Raw genomic sequence first — 17,821 nt, forward strand, 5'->3', positions numbered from 1 at the left:
ATCTCAACGTTTCGAGAGCCAATTTGCCAGCTACAAATAAGTTGGGTGACCTACTCCTTAAGAGATATTTCGCTCAACTAACTGTGACATCATCGGCAAATTCTGACTATTTTAGTCGGGTTTAGTTGCCACGATTAAAAGCTGCAAATAATATGAATGTAAATTTATTGCTGCTCTGGAGCTACTCATGTCTGCCACTTCTGTCTCAAAAGATGCACAACTCCCACCCCATGGGTTTAATTCTCAACACAATCATTGGCTAGAACGAAAAATAGGTGAACTAGTGGCAGAAGACTTTCGCCGCGCACATGTGTTTAGTCAATTTGGTATCGATTTTTGTTGTGGCGGGGGTAAATCACTGGCGGTCGCCTGTGAGCGTGCAGATGTAGATCCTGCAAAAGTGGTTGCTGCGCTGAATGCCGCAACACTTACCGGTAGCAAAGAAGATGAATTAAATCAATTACCCTTAGATCAACTTATCGAATATATAGAATCAACGCACCATCAATACGTGCGCGAAAAAGCCCCTTTATTAGTCGAATATTCCGAAAAGATGATTCGCGCTCACGGTGAGCACTATGCCGAAATCGTTCCCTTTGCGGGTTGGGTACGAGCCTTAGTTGAAGACTTAATGCCACATTTAATGAAGGAAGAAAAAATACTGTTTCCGGCGATCCGCGCCATGAGTCATGGAGAGCAGGTTGAGGCTTGCTTTGGCCATATTGGCAACCCCATCAATGCGATGCAACATGAGCATGAAGAAGTCGGTTTGATTTTGCAAAAATTACACGAGCTCACTAACGACTTCACACCACCTGAATATGCGTGCACTACATGGCGTGTTTGTTATGCCACTCTGGCGGAATTTGAGGCGGACTTACATCAGCATATTCACTTAGAAAACAATATTCTTTTTCCTAAGGCATTGGGTCTGACTCAATAATTGATTAAATGTTTATCCCGTAGCGGCTCCAAATTACAGATTTTCCGCTTAACTTTGAGGCCAGACCTAAGTCTGGCCTTTCAATTGTTGACGTGCTACAACAAGTCATGTGTCGCTGACGGATAAGCTGCCATGACATTTCAATCATTTGCACTCGATGATATTGCCAATTTGCACGAATCGGCCCAAGTAGAATTTAAACTCGCAGGTGGCCGCGATGGCCAAGGTCAATTACCCGAAGACATTTGGGCTACTTATAGCTCTTTTGCCAACACTTTGGGTGGCGAGATCATCCTAGGGGTACGCGAAGAACGTGGCCATTTCAGCATTGAAGGCATTCCCAATCCGCTTCCTGTTTTACAAGAATTTTGGGAAATCCTCGATGACCCGAGTCGCACTAGTCACAATCTTTTAGCGATCTCGGATGTACAAATTATTGAAATTATGAACAAAAAACTCATTCGTATCCGCGTACCGCTGGCGCCTGAGCAGCTAAAACCTATCTACGTAGGCAGTGATCCTTACACTGGGAGTTATTTTAGGGTGGGAGATGCCGACATGCATGCGAGCCGTCGGCAAGTCAATCTACTGCTACGCCGCGCCCATCTTTGCATGAAGCAATTCAAGGCGCGTTAATCCAGTAAATCTAACGTCCTGTTATTACGTTAAAAACCTGCTAATAGATAGCCGCCCATGGCCGCAATCGCCACGCCAGTAACGCGCATTAAATTGCGTTGCCCTGTCATCCGCTGCATTCCAAGGCCTATCATTACGCCGCCTAAATGGATGACTGCTGTACCAAATAAAAATCCTAGGGCATACAGGACTGGGCTGGCCAATTCCGGCATTTCTGCGCCGTGGGCATGCCCGTGGAAAATCGCGAATACACCCACAAAGGCCATGGCGAATAACAGCGGAATTTGACGATCAAAAGCGATGGCAAGGCCGAGCAACAATACAGAAAGGGCGATACCAATTTCAACGAAGGGAACGGCAATCGCATATAAACCTAAAATCCCGCCCACTAACATAAAGGTGACAAATGCTAAGGGGACAGTCCAAATCGCGCGGCCACCGAGCTGGGTGCTCAACATGCCCACACTCAACATAGCCAGCAAGTGATCGAAGCCCAATACGGGATGATTAAAACCCGACATGAAACCGCCACCTGAATGGATCTCATGAGCCGATACCGGCGCGATCCAACATAAAGAGAGCAGTAATAACAACCCGATACGCGCCATAAAATAGCCTTAGTCAGTGACTTTAGTGATATAAAACTTAACTTTAGTGCAAATTTGGCCGGCAAACCTTGATCTCAATCACCCAAAGATACAGATTAAAAATGTACGCTAAGCTAGTTTGCGTCGATAGCCAATACTTTTGTCAAAGCGTCGAGGGAGGCTATTTCTAAATGGGGCAACAAGGCGGCTATCGGTAAGGAATCGACTCGACCAAAACTGGGATTTAGCCATACAGACTGGCACCCCGCCAGCCGCGCACCACGAACGTCGGCATTCATGCTATCACCAACATGCAGTAAGTGTTGCGGTGCAATCTTTAACCGCGAGCAAGCTAATTCGAACATGTCTTTAGCGGGTTTCATATGCACGCCATTACCTGGATGCAACACAAACTCGAAAGTTTCCCCTAAACCAATCCGCTCTGCGTCCACATTGCCATTGGTGATGCCGACTAATCTAAAATGCTGCGATAAGCGCTTGAGTAATAAGAGCACTTCGTCAGATACTTGAAAATGACTGCGATGAAAATAAAAACACGCCAATCCTTGCTCGGCGCCGCGTTCGGCTTCAGTCGCCGAATACCCTAATTGTATTAGACCTTGGCGAAGCGTAGCTAAACGGGCTGCGCTAGTGTCGTGGGCGAGCTCACGATTTTGCTGCAAAAGTTGCAGTTTTAGCCTGCGCCAATCATGGGGTTGCCACGCCTGCGATAATGGATAAGTCTGCAACAGAAACGTCGCCAGCTCTGCCTCGGCATTTAAAATATGCGGCAGATTGTCGTACAAGGTATCGTCGAGATCGAAACTGATCGCTTGAATATGTTGAGGTCTAAGATAGCAACGCATTATTTATCCTGTGTTTTTTTCGCTCTAGGATGGGCGTTATCATACACCTTAGCTAAGTGTTGGAAATCCAAACTGGTATAAATTTGCGTGGTCGCTAGGTTCGCATGACCCAATAATTCTTGCACCGCCCGCAGATCGGCGCTCGCTTCTAACATGTGAGTGGCAAAGGAATGGCGCAGCTTATGGGGATGTACTCGCACCGATAATGCCTGCTCTTGACCCCATTTAGCCATGCGCGCCTGAATACTGCGATGGGAAAGTCGCTTACCTTTTTCAGTCACAAATAAGGCGTTATCTTCACAGGGGATCTGCTTTCGGCAATTGAGCCAATTCTGCAGCGCAGTAATCGCTAAACGACCGACAGGGACGATACGCTCCTTATTACCTTTACCTAAGACTCGCACTTCTTTCAAATCATATTGCACACTGGATAAATTAAGTGCGGCGAGTTCCGCTAAACGTAAACCACTGGAATAAAACAATTCCATCATGGCTTTATCCCGCAGACTCAGCGGATCTGTACCTTCAATGTCCAGCAAATGACTGATGGCATCGACATCGATATTCTTCGGCAGAGGTTTGGTCTGTTTGGGGGCACTTAAGCCTTTGGCGGGATTAAGTTCAATCACGCCTTCGCGTAGCAAAAATTCACCCCATTGTTTTACCGCTGATAAACACAGAGAAAGCGATCGCGGGCTTAAACCTTTGCGGTGCAATTTGGCTAACACTTGCTGCCAATGCTCGCGGCTCACATTGAGTAAATGCACGCCTTCGGGCAAGAGATCGCTACCGCGATTAAGCTCGTAAAGGTAATTCCGTACTGTATGGGCAGACAACTGTCGCTCGGTACTCAGATAACTTTCAAAGGTTTGTAACCATTGAGTATTTAATGCCGACACTTCGCCTGTTTGCGTACTCATATCGGTTTCCTCGTGGGTTTTGCCAAGCCTTGGGTGAGCAAAATCGCTCTACGGCTGTTACAGCTTAGCAAGCATATGCGCAAGTAAACGCCGCAACTGTTCCAGCAGCATGTTATCCATATCAGGATGAAAATGGGTGACATCTTGGCTAGCAATGGCAAAAATCACTGGGTTGTCTTCCGACAATTTAGTCAGTGCCACCGACCCAACTTCGCTACCAAATAGGCGTTTAGCCTCTTGTTGCGTTAGCCGACCAAAATAGTGACCTTTATGCAGCCTTTGATCCCATATTGCCTTCATATCGGTATCGAGAACGCTGATCAAACGCACATGGCTGAAATTAAACTGTAATTTCAAACTGTCGGCCAACACTTCTTTGAGTGACACTAGATCGGCACAATTTAATAACTGAAAGGATAACTCGGTATTGAATTGGTAAATTTTCTCGTTGCGCGCCGCCATGGTTAACAGACTGGTGATTTCTTCTTCCAACTGGCTGACTCGCTGGCGCAGCATTTCTTGACGACGTTCCACCAAAGAGATGGCGCCGCGCTCTAGGTGGGGCAGACGCATTGCCAGCAATAGCTCAGGATAGCGATTGAAAAAATCAGGATTATCCAGCAGATACTCGCGAATAATCAACTCATCAAAGGGCACATTCGTCTGCGGCATCAAAGGCTCTGTCATAACTGAATTTGTCCATCATAAACGTGCTGCGCTGGGCCCGTCATCCACAAAGGTTTCCCCTCGCCTTCCCAGTTGATGGTTAAAGTACCGCCGGGTAAATCCACCCGCACTTGCTGGCCGAGCTTCCCTTGCACTTGACCTACAACCACGGCCGCACACGCGCCAGTGCCACAGGCCAAAGTTTCGGCCGCACCACGTTCATACACCCGCAGCTTAATGTGGCCCGAATCCACTACTTGCATAAATCCCACATTTACACCACGGGGAAAGCGCTCATGCTTAGTGAGCATGGCACCAATTTCAGCAACAGCGGCGCTCGCCACATCTTCAACGTCGAGCACACAATGGGGATTGCCCATAGAAGCCGCGCCACATAAAAAGGTTTGCAGTGGTGTTTGCAGTAAATAGGTTTTTTCGGCTTTCTTGGCTTTAAAGGGGATCAGACTTGGTTCAAGAATAGGCACGCCCATATTCACGGTAACTGTACCGTCTCGCTCTAAGCGCAGAGTCATCTTGCCAGACGAAGTACTGACACGGATTTTACTCTTGTTAGTCAGGCCTTTATTACGCACAAAACGGGCGAAACAACGGGCGCCATTACCGCATTGTTCGACTTCAGTACCATCGGCATTGAAGATGCGATAATGAAAATCTAAATCGGGATCATAGGGCGGCTCAACCAACAGTAATTGATCGAAACCTATGCCAAAGTTACGGTCGGCTAAACGGCGGATCTGCTCAGGCGAAAAGAACACGTTCTGCGTGACCCCATCGACCACCATAAAATCGTTACCCAGTCCGTGCATCTTAGTGAATTGGATCAAGATACTTATCCTTTAAGCCGAGGCGCCGTTCATTAAGTATGAAACCAAGCGCCTGAATCAATATAATTTTTCTAGTTTACGGCAGGAGTTGCTCACCTTGCCAGAGCTGAGACAATTTTTCTCGCTCACGCACTAAGAAAGCGTGCTCACCATCCACCATGACTTCGGCCGCACGAGGACGCGTGTTGTAGTTAGAGGCCATCGCAAAACCATAGGCACCACTCGAACGCACAGCAAGTAAATCCCCAGCCACTAAAGCCAGCTTGCGATCTTTACCTAAAAAGTCACCGGTTTCGCACACTGGACCAACAATATCAAACTCATAGGCCTCAGAGTCCCTTGGCACGACTGGGATAATATTTTGCCATGCGCTGTAAAGTGCTGGGCGAATTAAGTCATTCATCGCGCCATCGACAATCGCAAAACGCTTGTCGCTGTTTTCTTTCAGATACAGCACCTGAGTAACAAAAATCCCCGCATTAGCGGCAATCGCACGGCCCGGTTCGAAGATCAGCTTCAGTTGACGGTCGCCCATACGCGCTAATATGGCGGCGGCATACACATCAGGATGCGGCGGAGTTTCAGCATCATAGGTCACACCTAAACCGCCACCCACATCAAAATGCTCAATGACGATACCTTGTTCAGCCAGACGATCGATCAACGCTAGCATACGATCCATTGCATCGAGGAAAGGTTGAATTTCGGTCAATTGCGAACCGATATGACAATCGACACCTTTCACTTTTAAATGTGGTAAAGCATGGGCACGGGCGAAGACGGTTTCGGCCTCATCCATAGCGATACCGAATTTATTTTCTTTAAGGCCAGTCGAAATATAGGGATGAGTACCCGCATCCACATCGGGATTGACTCGCAAGGAAACTGGCGCCACTTTACCTAAACGACCTGCGACCAAATTTAACTGCTCAAGCTCGGCGCTCGACTCGACGTTAAAGCAATAAATGCCCAGATTAAGTGCCTGTTCCATTTCGGTCGCAGTTTTACCCACGCCAGAGAACACCACTTTAGCGGGATCGCCGCCCGCTTCAATCACTCTTGCTAACTCACCACCCGAAACGATATCAAAACCACTGCCTAAACGTGCCAGCACATTCAGTACGGCCAAGTTCGAATTAGCTTTAACCGCGTAACAAATCAAATGTGGATGATCTGCCACGGCGTTATTAAAGGCATGCCAATGGCGCTCTAGCGTGGCGCGGGAATAGATATACAGCGGCGTACCATAGGTTTGAGCTAAGTCGGCGACCTGGCAGCCTTCGGCGTGCAGGGCATTTTGTTGGTAGAAAAAGTGATCCAATGTCTGATTCCTTACTGCGCTTTATCGCTGCGATAGTGATGATAGTTATAGCTGCTATTATTGTTGTGTTTTTTGTACTTCGATGGCTCGAATTTCGGTTTTAATCTCTTCTACTTCAGGCTCAGGTTTAGACGCCTCAACCTTTTTAGGCTGATTCACCTCTGTGGCCGGAGATCGATAGAGGGGGCCCTTCTGGCCGCATGCAGTAATGAATAGGCTACCAAGCAATAACAATAAAAACAGTCTCATTTTTCTCAACATCTGTGCATCTGGTGACTAATGGCCTTATAATCGCACCCATCTTGACGAAAGCAAAGGACAGAAATGCATGGCCATGACAGATACAGAATTTCACCAGCTCGCCGATGACATGTTCCAAGCCATAGAAAATGCGATTGAAACTGCGATTGATGAGCAAGATGCCGATCTTGATATCGATGCCAGTGGCAACGTATTGCAATTAGAATTTGTTGATGGCTCTAAGATAGTGATCAACAAGCAAGAACCTTTGCATGAGATTTGGGTCGCCACACGCTTTGGCGGATATCACTTTGGTTTTGTTGAAGGTAAATGGATGGACGGACGAAATGGCGGCGAGTTTATGCCATTCGTGCAAGAGTCTATCGAGCGCCAAGGCGGCATTAAGCTTAGCTTCTAATCTAAGCCTGTCGTAGTGCAAAACAATAATGGGAGCCTTGGCTCCCATTATTTATGTTAAAAACCAGCTAAAACTCAGTGTCTTGATCGCTAACATCGATACCGAAAGGCGCCACCGTTAACTCTCCGGCTACCCGCACTAAATGGAAAAATTGCGGAATATTAAACCGCGCCCGTGAAGCATAATGCTCATCGAACACATAGTGATGGCTCACTTTATTTACCAACTCGGCCATGTTTGATCCCGCCTGCACGTAATGGCTTAGTTGATTTTCCTCATCGAGGATAAATACATCCAAGTTATCGACCCGTTGGCGTAGAAAATACTGAATCGCGCCTTTAGCCGCATAGTTCTGCACCACTTTCGGCATACTCGAAAAGGGATCGTCACCTAATTCAGGCCGCGGCAATAGTACAAGATGACTGCGGGATAACTGTTGATAAAATGACTTGGCATCGCTTAAGTCCTGATAGGCCATGCCTAAGGGATTAAAAAAGATCCCATAGCGAGTACGACTTATCTGCAGTGGCTGCACTAAGGTGCTGGATTGCTGCACTTGTTGGCACAAACGCATGGTTTGTTTTAGTAGATTTTTCACTGCTAATTTAAGCTGTGGGCGTAACTTCTGTGAACAGCTGATCACATCCATATCCACAGGTAAACTGGCTCGTCTTAGCCCCGGCGTCACAAAGGCTAAGGCTTGCAATACCGCGGTATCGCCTTCGAAGCGATGACACTGCCATTCACCCCAACTATTCAAGCAAATCGCATCTAACGCACCAAGCATATTGGCTTTTTTACGCCCGAGTGAGAACACGTTCGCATTCATCACATCGACCATCATTTCCTGTCCTTGCCATTCAATGGTGGGATCGCAATCCAGATTGAGCACGAAAATCAGCTTACGAAAATGCCATGGCTGGCATAAGTCACGTTTAGATACACGCCAATCGTGGTCGATAAAATTCAGTAACCGCTTAGAAGCTTCGGTAAGCCGTTTCGACTTTGCCTTACTCTGACCATATTCATGCCATTGAGTACTCGGCGTGGAGATCCCATTTAAACATGCCCAAATCATTAAAGCTGAAGGGGTTTTTCCCTTACATATTGCCGACTCGCCTAACAAATTTTGTGGCTGAGGCCCTTGTCGATACAGATAATATTGACGCTCGCGGGAGCTTGAGACCATAGTCACTTCGGACTCAGCGACTGAAGCACTCCACAGCAGATTCAGCTTAGCGATTTGGTCTTCATCTTGACTAAAATAGGTATGCAACTTGCGAGTCAGCATTCCCAAATCTTCGATCCGCAAACCTTCATTTAACTCATGTGTCGATGCGAAACGTAGTAAAGTTTGGTAGCTCGCTAATAACAGTTCATTAAGTTGCTCGTTAAACCAATTGAGCTGGCCACTATGCCAATGTTCACAATTGTCTAAAGTGCTAATCAGACTATCTGGCCATTGCCAATCCTGCACCAGCTTTTGCAATTTAGGATAACGCCAATCTTTGCCCTCTTGGGTTCGACTCAAGTGCACGCCACATTTTAAATAGAAGCAGCGCCGCACTATCTCTAGTCGGCGAGTATCATTCTGCTTAAGTAAATAGGTTTCGATAATCTCATAGATAGAGTAATAGGCATCATTCGACGTCGAAAAATCACCGGCGAGCGTTTTCTGCCATAAGTGATCACAAAGCAGAGTTGAATGGGGATAATCACTGGCATAAGCCTCGAGTAGCAATACTTTAATCAGCGCCTTATGGGGCTTTTCTAAGCCCTTGTAGAGCTGCCATAACGAAGCACCAAAGTACTCACTCGCAGGTAATTCATGTACATCGCCTAAGGACAAGAGCGCAGGATTGAGTTTAGCGTCTGGCCACCATGCAATCGTTTTACCCGCCAAACGAATTTGACTGCGATAAAACTCTTCAAGTAATAACCAATGTTGCATACTACCGCTATGCTCATGGGCCATTGCTGATTGACATCCGCGAACGGCTTTACCGCCACAAAACTGCTGCGGATGAACTAAGTAAAAATTCACCTCAAACTGATACTCGGCAAACCAAGCAGTCAATCGAGTCGCTTTAATCTTGATTAGCGCCAAATCCTCAGAACACAGATCAGCCCTATGTACTAACCAAACATCGACATCGCTCTTGGCATTTTGGCCAAAACTGCCAGTACTCCCCATCGCATAAACACCTTCAAAGGCATTGATATCCGCTTCTTGAGTAGTAAAAGGCAGCGAGAACACATCGCAGGCCTGGGACTCAGTCTCACCAACCTGATACTCGTTGATTCCACAGGGCGTATTGGCGGCATGATAGCCAGGATACTGAACACCGTTCTGGTGAATTAAAAAGGGGATCAAATAGAATAAGTGTTTTTGTAACGGCGATAGCAAAGCTAGGGCGCGTGCAATACGTACCTTATTAAGTCTTTCTGCTATATCAGGAAACTGTATTTGCCGATCCATTCAAAAACACAACACTTAAGCACTTATGGGAAATGTGCTCATGTTAACACTTTTACAAACTCGAGCAACTAAACGTGAAGCCCGTCTCACTTTCACGGTATCTAGAACATCGCCAACTTCAAAGAATCGATACGGCTTCCTTACATAAACGATTTGCCAATGTTAGCATTGGCGCAACTAAGATCTTTGATGGAAACTAGGCATGTCTGAGAACCGCATACGTATCGCAACCCGCAAGAGTCCGCTGGCCATGTGGCAAGCTGAATTTGTTAAAGCCGAATTAGAACGCATTCACCCCGGTATTGTGGTGGAATTGCTGCCAATGAGCACTAAAGGCGACGTTATCTTAGATACGCCGCTAGCCAAAGTGGGCGGTAAAGGTTTGTTCGTCAAAGAGCTTGAAGTCGCCATGTTAGACGATCTTGCCGATATCGCGGTGCACTCAATGAAAGACGTGCCCGTCGACTTCCCTGAAGGCTTGGGCCTTGAAGTTATTTGCGAGCGCGAAGATCCACGCGATGCCTTTGTATCGAATTTATATAAATCGATCAGCGAATTACCATTAGGCGCAACTGTGGGCACCTCGAGCCTACGTCGTCAATGCCAACTGCGCGCATCACGCCCTGACCTTATCATCAAAGATTTACGCGGTAACGTAGGCACTCGTTTAGCTAAACTTGATAACGGCGAATACGATGCCATTATTCTTGCCGCTGCAGGCTTAATTCGCCTGAAATTATCTGAGCGGATTGCTAGCTTTATCTCTGCCGAAGAATCCTTGCCCGCCAACGGCCAAGGCGCTGTGGGTATCGAATGTCGCACCAACGACGCACGCGTTAAGGCCCTACTGGCACCATTAGAACATTTAGAAACGCGCTACCGTGTGATTGCCGAGCGCGCGATGAACACACGCCTAGAAGGTGGATGCCAAGTGCCGATTGGCGCATTTGCCGAAATCAATGGTGATGAGATGACATTACGCGGCCTAGTCGGTAACCCTGATGGTAGTGAAATCATCGAAGGCGTGATCACAGGTCCAAAAACCGACGCCACGCAATTAGGGGTTGCCCTTGCAGAAGAGCTATTGAGCAAAGGCGCAAAAAGCATACTCGACGCTGTTTACGCTAAAGCCTAAGTCGATGAAAGTCTTACTGACGCGCCCTGAAGGGCGCAATCAGTCCATGATCGATGCCTTGAATGAACGAGGCATTGCTCACTGGGTCACACCTCTGCTGTGTGTCGAAGCAACGCCGCCCATCACAACGAATAACTCGCACCCACTGGCACACGCAGATATGATTATCTGTATCAGCGCCAATGCAGTCAGCTTTGCCGACTATGCCTTAACAACCGCTCATTCTCGAATAAAAGGCTGGCCTCAAGCTCAATATTTCGCCGTTGGTCATGCGACTTGGGAAGCATTAAATCAGCTCGGCATTGAAGCCCTCGAAGCCCCAGATGATTGTCAACAGACCGAAGGTCTACTCACGCTCGCGCCTTTGCAAGATATTAAAGGTAAACAGATTACGATCATACGTGGCGTTGGCGGCCGTGAAGCCTTAGCTGAACGACTGGCTGAGCGCGGTGCAACAGTGCGCTATTGGGAAGTATATCAACGGGCTTGTCCACCACTCGATGGACAACAGATCGCACAACAATGGCAAGAGTTTGGCATCGACACTATTGTTGTCACCAGCGGTGAAGTACTGGATAACCTGATTAATCTAGTGCCAAAAGAGTTATTTGCATGGCTGCGCTCATGTCATATCATAGTCCCAAGTAACCGAGTAGAAGCTCAAGCTCACGCCTTTGGTATAACCCAAGTCACCAATGCCAATGCCGCCAACAGCAAAGCCGTGCTAAACGCCCTTAAACTCTAAGCGCTATTTAGCCCGATTTAACTCGAATTTCGGCAGTAGCATGTTTTCAAGGACTGTTAAATGGATAACAACAAGCACGACGCAAAGAGCCCTGAATCACAGGCTACCTCTATTATTGAACCATCAATAACGACTGATGACACGCCCATAACTTCAGCGCCATCAACTGAATCCCAAACAGCCAAAGCCACACCTTCAAGCACGCCGAGTCAAACGCCAGTACCCAATAGAAGTTCATGGGCGATTCGCTTTGGGGTGTTATTAGCGCTGGGTTTAACCGCTTGCACCCTTGGCGGCGGTTTTATGTTATACCAACAGATGCAACAGCAACTGCTGGCGCAGGATGCGAAAAATATCGCCCTGCAGGACCAATTACAGCAAGCCCTGCTACAACCCAATCAACGTATTGGCCAGCTTGAACAGCAACAACTGAATGATGCTAAGACCTATCAAGAATTAACAAAATTGGCAGAAGACCAAAATCAACTGCAGGACAGGATCAATAAACTCGCCCAACGCAGCCCAACGCATTGGATGGCGTCAGAAGCCGAATATCTAGTAAACATGGCGGGCCGTAAACTTTGGTTAGAAAAAGATCCCCGCACCGCCACCGATCTATTAAAGTCGGCGGATGAAACCATCGCCGCCATGAACAATCCCGCTTTGCTACCTATTCGTAAAGCTCTGGCAAAAGATATCGCCGCGACTGCAAGTATTAAAACCACAGATATTGATGGTAGTGTATTAGCACTCGATGCCTTAATTGAGCAACTCGATAAACTACCCCTTAATCGCACCGATGCAGAAACCGATGCCCCTGAAGATACAAACATTACTGGCGATTTAAATGACTGGCAGAGCAACTTAGGGAAGACGTGGAAAGCGTTAACCCAAGACTTTATCACCATACGCCATAGAACAGCCGATGCACCCGCTTTACTCGCTCCTGAGCAACAGTGGTATCTGGTTGAAAACATTCGTCATAAACTGCTGCAATCTCAACTTGCGTTATACCGCTACGACAGGGCTGCTTATCACCAATCACTAATGATGGTGCGTAAGTGGATTCAAACCTATTTTGATACGCAAGATCACAAGACGGCTGAAGCCATCGCCAAAATCGATACATTGGCGACATTAGAACTTGATCCTATTACTCTGAAATCCTTTGCCGCAAAACCTCTGCTATTACAGCTGACAAGCTATGGTGAACTGACCTCATCAGAGGATGTGCCATTATGATCAAGATATTAATTTTCTTAGGGATAATACTGATAGGGCTCTGCATTAGCCCTTGGTTGGTGGGCAACACAGGTTATGTATACATTGTGGCAGGTGACTACCAGATTGAGACCAGTTTAGTCTTTGGGATCATTGCCTTAATTGTATTTTATGCCATGTTCCAAGTACTAGAATGGTTGGTGATTAGCGCTATTAATCTCATGCTGCGTAGCCGTTTTATTCCTCGCCACTGGCGCCGTCGCTCCGCGAAAAAGCATACCTTAATGGGTGCACTGGCTCTGGCAGAAGAAGATTGGCCAGCAGCGGAACGCGCTATGATAAAAGGCGCCGATAATGGCGAACTCCCTGCACTTAATTTACTTGCAGCAGCTCGTGCTGCCCAATATCAACAGAAAATAGCAGAGCGTGATCAATATCTTGACCGTGCTGCAACACAACCGCTGGCCGCGAATGCCGTCGCAACCACGCGTACTCGATATCTGTTAAAACAAGGAGAGTTAGCTTTAGCCCGCGCCGAGCTCGATAAATTAGCCCCCACAAGTAAGAGCAAAGCACCGGTACTCAAACTCGCCCTCGAGTTATATCGAGCACAAGAGGATTGGGATGCGCTCAAGCTATTGTTACCTATTTTGAAGAAGCGCCAGATCCTAGATGACACCCAGCTAAATGAACTCAATGTAATCACTCACTGCGCTTTACTCAAAGCCGCAACCATTAAAGGCGAAGCAGCCTTAGAACAATGCTGGCAGTGGTTATCTCGCAGTGAGCGCAATCAGTCTGAGTTTTTGGCGATTTATGCTGTGGGTTTATGCCGCTTTAATCGCAAAGAGCAAGCGCTGAAGCTACTCTCGAAAAAATTACGCACTGCTCCTGAATCAGCGCTTTTAGAAGTCATTCCAGAAATAACGACAGCCCAAGATACAGAAATCCGTAAGCAGTTACTCAAGCATGAAATCACCCATGAGAATAATGCCGACTACCAGATGTGCTTAGCTAAACTTTATCAGCAAACACGGGATATGAAAGAAGCCAGAACCTGCTGGCAAAATGTTTGCCGACTCGAACCCACAAAAGCCTCTTGGTTGGCGCTTGCGCGGATTCAAGAACAGTTAGGCGAACAAGGTAACGCAAATCAAAGTTATCGTCAGGCGGTTAATCTGTAGTTCTACAATGCCTGCAACCTAGTCGCCGTGATTTGAGTAACGAAAGATCACGGCACTTGCCAATGCTGGCATATTAAAACCCACTTCACTTGCCAAAAATGTTAAAAACTAGATCGTGTCGCTTCTTTTCCGTAAAAACCACTCTCCCAATCCAGATTAATTTCTTATAACTATGCTTAATCTTAGAGTTAAAAAGTACTAAATACGGCCCTTTTTATAGATATAGCTACTACATCTAGTTACAGGTCTAAAAATTGTCACTTTTGCGTATTAAGATCCGTAAAACCGCATAAGAACAGGCGACACAAGCGCGTCAAAAAATTGACTTAAGTCGTTTCGTTAGCTAAAATTCCACCACTTGTATCACAGTGCGACATATTTGTTGGACTTGTGCGTCTATGGATTAACACACTTTGGCTGTTGGGAGCTTACTATGGGATCGGTAATTACATCAAAGAAAGGTTTGCTTAAGTTAGTAAAAGGGCAAATCAATGTCGAAGTTGATGGTTCAAATCAACCCGCTAAGGATGGCGAACAACTCCCTAAAGGTGCTGTGCTCCATATTGGCGAAAACGCAACCTATGAAATTACCTTCGATGATGGCACTAAGCTATCAAATGAAGTCGCGCCCAGCGAAACTACTGCAGCAGCCTCTGGCACGGCTAACGAAGCAGCCCTAGATGAAATTCAAGCATTACAAGATCTTATTGCATCCGGTGAAGACCCAACTCAGAACCTACCAGAAACCGCAGCAGGTAATACACCAGGCAGTGATGGTAACTCGGGTTATGTCACTCTAGCCCGTAGCGGCACAGAAACCATTGCAGCTTCAGGCTACTCAACAAGCGGCCAAGCACTGACTGGAACGACGGTTAATATTCCACAATTCACCATTGCAGCAGACTCACCTTCAGCACTTGCTAATGACAGCAACACTTCCAATGAAGATACTGTAGCGACTGGCAATGTGCTCGATAACGACACTGATGTGGATTCCACTCTAAGTGTTGTGAGCTTCGAAATCAGCGGTACCACCTACGCAGCAGGCACAGAAGTGACTCTCGAAGGTGGTGTTTTAGTTTTAAATACCGACGGCTCTTACACCTTCACGCCGAATGAAAACTGGAATGGCCAAGTACCTGTCATCACCTATACGACCAACACGGGCTCAACAGCAACGCTAACTATTAATATCAGCCCAGTCGATGATCCTTCCATCCTTGCAAATGACAGCGCCACAGTTGCAGAAGACACTGCAGCAACTGGCAATGTGCTTGATAATGATTCCGATATCGACAGCACCCTGTCCGTTGTCAGCTTCACTGTGAATGGCGATACCGTTACCGCAGGCACCACTGTTTCCCTAGAAGGCGGCAGCTTAGTCATCAATGCCGATGGCTCTTACACCTTCACGCCAAATGCAAACTGGAATGGCCAAGTACCAGTCATCACCTACACCACTAACACGGGTTCAACGGCCACATTAACCATTAATGTGACCCCTGTTGATGATGCCTCTGCGTTAGCCAACGATACTAATACCGTTGATGAAGATACCGTTGCCACCGGTAACGTGCTCACCAATGACAGCGATGTGGATAACACCTTATCGGTCGTTAGCTTCACCGTGAATGGCGATACAGTGGCCGCAGGCACCACAGTTGAACTTGAAGGCGGCGACTTAGTCATCAATGCCGATGGCTCTTACACCTTCACACCCAATGCCAACTGGAATGGCCAAGTACCAGTCATCACCTACACCACTAACACTGGCTCAACAGCAACGCTAACTATTAATGTTAACCCTGTCGACGATCCTTCCATCCTTGCAAATGACAGCGCCACAGTTGCAGAAGATACTGTAGCTACAGGCAATGTGCTTGATAATGATTCCGATATCGACAGCACCCTGTCCGTTGTCAGCTTCACCGTGAACGGCGATACTGTTACCGTGGGCACCACTGTTTCCCTAGAAGGCGGCAGCTTAGTCATCAATACCGATGGCTCTTACACCTTCACGCCTAATGCAAACTGGAATGGCCAAGTTCCTGTCATTACCTACACGACCAACACGGGCTCAACAGCAACGCTAACCATTAATATCAGCCCTGTCGATGATACTTCCATCCTTGCAAATGACAGCGCCACAGTTGCAGAAGACACTGCAGCAACAGGCAATGTGCTTGATAATGATTCCGATATCGACAGCCCCCTTTCCGTTGTCAGCTTCACTGTGAATGGCGATACCGTTACCGCAGGCACCACTGTTTCCCTAGAAGGCGGCAGCTTAGTCATCAATGCCGATGGTTCTTACACCTTCACGCCGAATGCAAACTGGAATGGCCAAGTACCTGTCATTACCTACACGACTAACACTGGTTCAACAGCCACATTAACCATTAATGTGACCCCTGTTGATGATGCCTCTGCGTTAGCCAACGATACTAATACCGTTGATGAAGACTCGATTGCCACAGGCAACGTGCTCACCAATGACAGCGATGTGGATAATGAACTATCTGTGGTCAGCTTTACCGTAAACAACGATACCGTGACCGCGGGCACCACAGTTACTTTAGAGGATGGCAGCTTAGTCATCAATGCCGATGGCTCTTACACCTTCACGCCGAATGCAAACTGGAACGGCACAGTGCCGGTCATCACCTACACGACTAACACTGGTTCGACCGCCACATTAACGATTAAAGTAACGCCAGTCGATGATCCGACCACGGTCACTGGCGGCACCTCAGGCAATGGCGCTGAAGATGCCGCGGCCATCACTGGCACCTTAACCGCGACTGATGCCGATGGCCTGACGGACGGCACAGTGTTTACCGTCAGCGGCAATCCCGCCAACGGCACCGCCACCATTGACCCRGCAACGGGCCTGTGGAGCTATGTCCCTGTCGCAGACTACTACGGCAACGACAGCTTCACCGTTACCATCACCGATGATGATGGCAACAGTGTCACCCAAGTGATTAGCGTCACCGTGACCCCGGTCGCGGATATCGTGGCCGACACCGCCCTCACCAACGAAGACACCGCCGTTATCATTGATGTGCTCGACAACGACACCTTTGAAAACAGCGATGCCGCCGTCACCGGCGTCACCAATGGCGCCAACGGCACCGTGACCATCAATGCCGATGGCACCGTGACTTACACCCCAAGCGCGAACTTCCATGGTACTGACAGCTTCACTTACACCGTGACGTCGGGCGGCGTGACTGAAACCACCACCGTCAATGTCACCGTTCTGAAGATGCCGCGGCCATCACTGGCACCTTAACCGCGACTGATGCCGATGGCCTGACGGACGGCACAGTGTTTACCGTCAGCGGCAATCCCGCCAACGGCACCGCCACCATTGACCCRGCAACGGGCCTGTGGAGCTATGTCCCTGTCGCAGACTACTACGGCAACGACAGCTTCACCGTTACCATCACCGATGATGATGGCAACAGTGTCACCCAAGTGATTAGCGTCACCGTGACCCCGGTCGCGGATATCGTGGCCGACACCGCCCTCACCAACGAAGACACCGCCGTTATCATTGATGTGCTCGACAACGACACCTTTGAAAACAGCGATGCCGCCGTCACCGGCGTC

At 47.8% G+C, this 17,821-nt stretch carries 17 protein-coding genes; 9 read left to right on the forward strand and 8 right to left on the reverse strand.

Features of this window, described 5'->3' with window-relative positions; translation table 11 throughout:
* The first annotated feature begins 187 nt into the window (after positions 1-187).
* Together ric and L5M38_RS12750 are read left to right on the forward strand one after the other, a co-directional pair.
* Complete coding sequence (ric, locus tag L5M38_RS12745; protein ID WP_131523376.1) at positions 188-943, forward strand: iron-sulfur cluster repair di-iron protein; 756 nt, start codon at positions 188-190, stop codon at positions 941-943.
* 132 nt (positions 944-1,075) lie between these two features.
* On the forward strand, positions 1,076-1,579 hold the full coding sequence (locus L5M38_RS12750; RefSeq protein ID WP_263179343.1) for a helix-turn-helix domain-containing protein: 504 nt from the start codon (positions 1,076-1,078) through the stop codon (positions 1,577-1,579).
* Between the two features lie 29 nt (positions 1,580-1,608).
* On the opposite strand, the gene L5M38_RS12755 is transcribed toward L5M38_RS12750, so the two are convergent.
* From L5M38_RS12755 to lptM, 7 genes are all read right to left on the reverse strand, one after another.
* Positions 1,609-2,187, reverse strand: coding sequence for a HupE/UreJ family protein (locus L5M38_RS12755; protein ID WP_113940843.1), 579 nt, complete (start codon positions 2,185-2,187; stop codon positions 1,609-1,611).
* A 113-nt stretch (positions 2,188-2,300) separates the two neighbouring features.
* A complete protein-coding gene (locus L5M38_RS12760; protein ID WP_263179344.1) occupies positions 2,301-3,032 on the reverse strand; it encodes an HAD-IA family hydrolase in 732 nt (243 codons plus the stop codon).
* Positions 3,032-3,952, reverse strand: coding sequence for a tyrosine recombinase XerC (xerC, locus tag L5M38_RS12765; RefSeq protein ID WP_263179345.1), 921 nt, complete (start codon positions 3,950-3,952; stop codon positions 3,032-3,034). The genes L5M38_RS12760 and xerC overlap by 1 nt, the downstream gene beginning before the upstream one ends.
* Positions 3,953-4,009: 57 nt before the next feature.
* Complete coding sequence (locus L5M38_RS12770) at positions 4,010-4,639, reverse strand: DUF484 family protein (RefSeq protein ID WP_263179347.1); 630 nt, start codon at positions 4,637-4,639, stop codon at positions 4,010-4,012.
* Positions 4,636-5,463, reverse strand: coding sequence for a diaminopimelate epimerase (dapF, locus tag L5M38_RS12775; RefSeq protein WP_105250436.1), 828 nt, complete (start codon positions 5,461-5,463; stop codon positions 4,636-4,638). Before dapF ends, L5M38_RS12770 begins: the two co-directional genes overlap by 4 nt.
* 76 nt (positions 5,464-5,539) lie before the next feature.
* Positions 5,540-6,784, reverse strand: coding sequence for a diaminopimelate decarboxylase (gene lysA, locus L5M38_RS12780; RefSeq protein WP_263179348.1), 1,245 nt, complete (start codon positions 6,782-6,784; stop codon positions 5,540-5,542).
* A gap of 57 nt (positions 6,785-6,841) precedes the next feature.
* Positions 6,842-7,033: an LPS translocon maturation chaperone LptM gene (gene lptM, locus L5M38_RS12785; protein WP_168825920.1), complete on the reverse strand. Its 192-nt coding sequence runs from the start codon at positions 7,031-7,033 to the stop codon at positions 6,842-6,844.
* A 79-nt stretch (positions 7,034-7,112) separates the two neighbouring features.
* Between lptM and cyaY the strand changes: the two genes are divergently transcribed.
* The gene (cyaY, locus tag L5M38_RS12790) at positions 7,113-7,442 is read left to right on the forward strand and encodes an iron donor protein CyaY (protein WP_105250439.1); all 330 of its coding nucleotides are present in this window, start codon (positions 7,113-7,115) and stop codon (positions 7,440-7,442) included.
* A gap of 67 nt (positions 7,443-7,509) precedes the next feature.
* Here cyaY and L5M38_RS12795 read toward each other — a convergent pair whose 3' ends face one another.
* A complete protein-coding gene (locus L5M38_RS12795) occupies positions 7,510-9,921 on the reverse strand; it encodes a class I adenylate cyclase (protein WP_263179349.1) in 2,412 nt (803 codons plus the stop codon).
* A gap of 202 nt (positions 9,922-10,123) precedes the next feature.
* Here L5M38_RS12795 and hemC point away from each other — a divergent pair, with 202 nt between their 5' ends.
* The 6 genes from hemC to L5M38_RS12825 form a co-directional block, all read left to right on the forward strand.
* Positions 10,124-11,056 (forward strand): hydroxymethylbilane synthase, encoded by a 933-nt coding sequence (hemC, locus tag L5M38_RS12800; protein ID WP_131523367.1) that lies wholly within the window; start codon positions 10,124-10,126, stop codon positions 11,054-11,056.
* A 4-nt stretch (positions 11,057-11,060) separates the two neighbouring features.
* Positions 11,061-11,801 (forward strand): uroporphyrinogen-III synthase, encoded by a 741-nt coding sequence (locus tag L5M38_RS12805; RefSeq protein WP_263179350.1) that lies wholly within the window; start codon positions 11,061-11,063, stop codon positions 11,799-11,801.
* Positions 11,802-11,861: 60 nt separating this feature from the next.
* Positions 11,862-13,043 (forward strand): uroporphyrinogen-III C-methyltransferase, encoded by a 1,182-nt coding sequence (locus L5M38_RS12810; protein ID WP_263179351.1) that lies wholly within the window; start codon positions 11,862-11,864, stop codon positions 13,041-13,043.
* Positions 13,040-14,206: a heme biosynthesis HemY N-terminal domain-containing protein gene (locus tag L5M38_RS12815; RefSeq protein ID WP_263179353.1), complete on the forward strand. Its 1,167-nt coding sequence runs from the start codon at positions 13,040-13,042 to the stop codon at positions 14,204-14,206. The genes L5M38_RS12810 and L5M38_RS12815 overlap by 4 nt, the downstream gene beginning before the upstream one ends.
* Before the next feature lie 433 nt (positions 14,207-14,639).
* Positions 14,640-17,501, forward strand: a complete 2,862-nt coding sequence (locus tag L5M38_RS12820) for a retention module-containing protein (protein ID WP_263179354.1) — start codon at positions 14,640-14,642, stop codon at positions 17,499-17,501.
* Positions 17,502-17,521: 20 nt separating this feature from the next.
* A partial coding sequence (locus tag L5M38_RS12825; protein ID WP_411569308.1) for an Ig-like domain-containing protein occupies positions 17,522-17,821 on the forward strand: 300 nt, incomplete at its 3' end.

Source organism: Shewanella sp. SM101 (assembly GCF_025654465.1).
In the GTDB taxonomy this organism is placed as follows: domain Bacteria; phylum Pseudomonadota; class Gammaproteobacteria; order Enterobacterales; family Shewanellaceae; genus Shewanella; species Shewanella oncorhynchi.

What these genes read in the sequence shown, in the direction of transcription:
- ric (WP_131523376.1), top strand. Translation starts at nt 188, where the DNA reads ATGTCTGCCACTTCTGTCTCAAAAGATGCACAACTCCCACCCCATGGG.
- L5M38_RS12750 (WP_263179343.1), top strand. Translation starts at nt 1,076, where the DNA reads ATGACATTTCAATCATTTGCACTCGATGATATTGCCAATTTGCACGAA.
- L5M38_RS12755 (WP_113940843.1), bottom strand. Translation starts at nt 2,187, where the DNA reads ATGGCGCGTATCGGGTTGTTATTACTGCTCTCTTTATGTTGGATCGCG.
- L5M38_RS12760 (WP_263179344.1), bottom strand. Translation starts at nt 3,032, where the DNA reads ATGCGTTGCTATCTTAGACCTCAACATATTCAAGCGATCAGTTTCGAT.
- xerC (WP_263179345.1), bottom strand. Translation starts at nt 3,952, where the DNA reads ATGAGTACGCAAACAGGCGAAGTGTCGGCATTAAATACTCAATGGTTA.
- L5M38_RS12770 (WP_263179347.1), bottom strand. Translation starts at nt 4,639, where the DNA reads ATGACAGAGCCTTTGATGCCGCAGACGAATGTGCCCTTTGATGAGTTG.
- lptM (WP_168825920.1), bottom strand. Translation starts at nt 7,033, where the DNA reads ATGAGACTGTTTTTATTGTTATTGCTTGGTAGCCTATTCATTACTGCA.
- cyaY (WP_105250439.1), top strand. Translation starts at nt 7,113, where the DNA reads ATGGCCATGACAGATACAGAATTTCACCAGCTCGCCGATGACATGTTC.
- L5M38_RS12795 (WP_263179349.1), bottom strand. Translation starts at nt 9,921, where the DNA reads ATGGATCGGCAAATACAGTTTCCTGATATAGCAGAAAGACTTAATAAG.
- hemC (WP_131523367.1), top strand. Translation starts at nt 10,124, where the DNA reads ATGTCTGAGAACCGCATACGTATCGCAACCCGCAAGAGTCCGCTGGCC.
- L5M38_RS12805 (WP_263179350.1), top strand. Translation starts at nt 11,061, where the DNA reads ATGAAAGTCTTACTGACGCGCCCTGAAGGGCGCAATCAGTCCATGATC.
- L5M38_RS12810 (WP_263179351.1), top strand. Translation starts at nt 11,862, where the DNA reads ATGGATAACAACAAGCACGACGCAAAGAGCCCTGAATCACAGGCTACC.
- L5M38_RS12815 (WP_263179353.1), top strand. Translation starts at nt 13,040, where the DNA reads ATGATCAAGATATTAATTTTCTTAGGGATAATACTGATAGGGCTCTGC.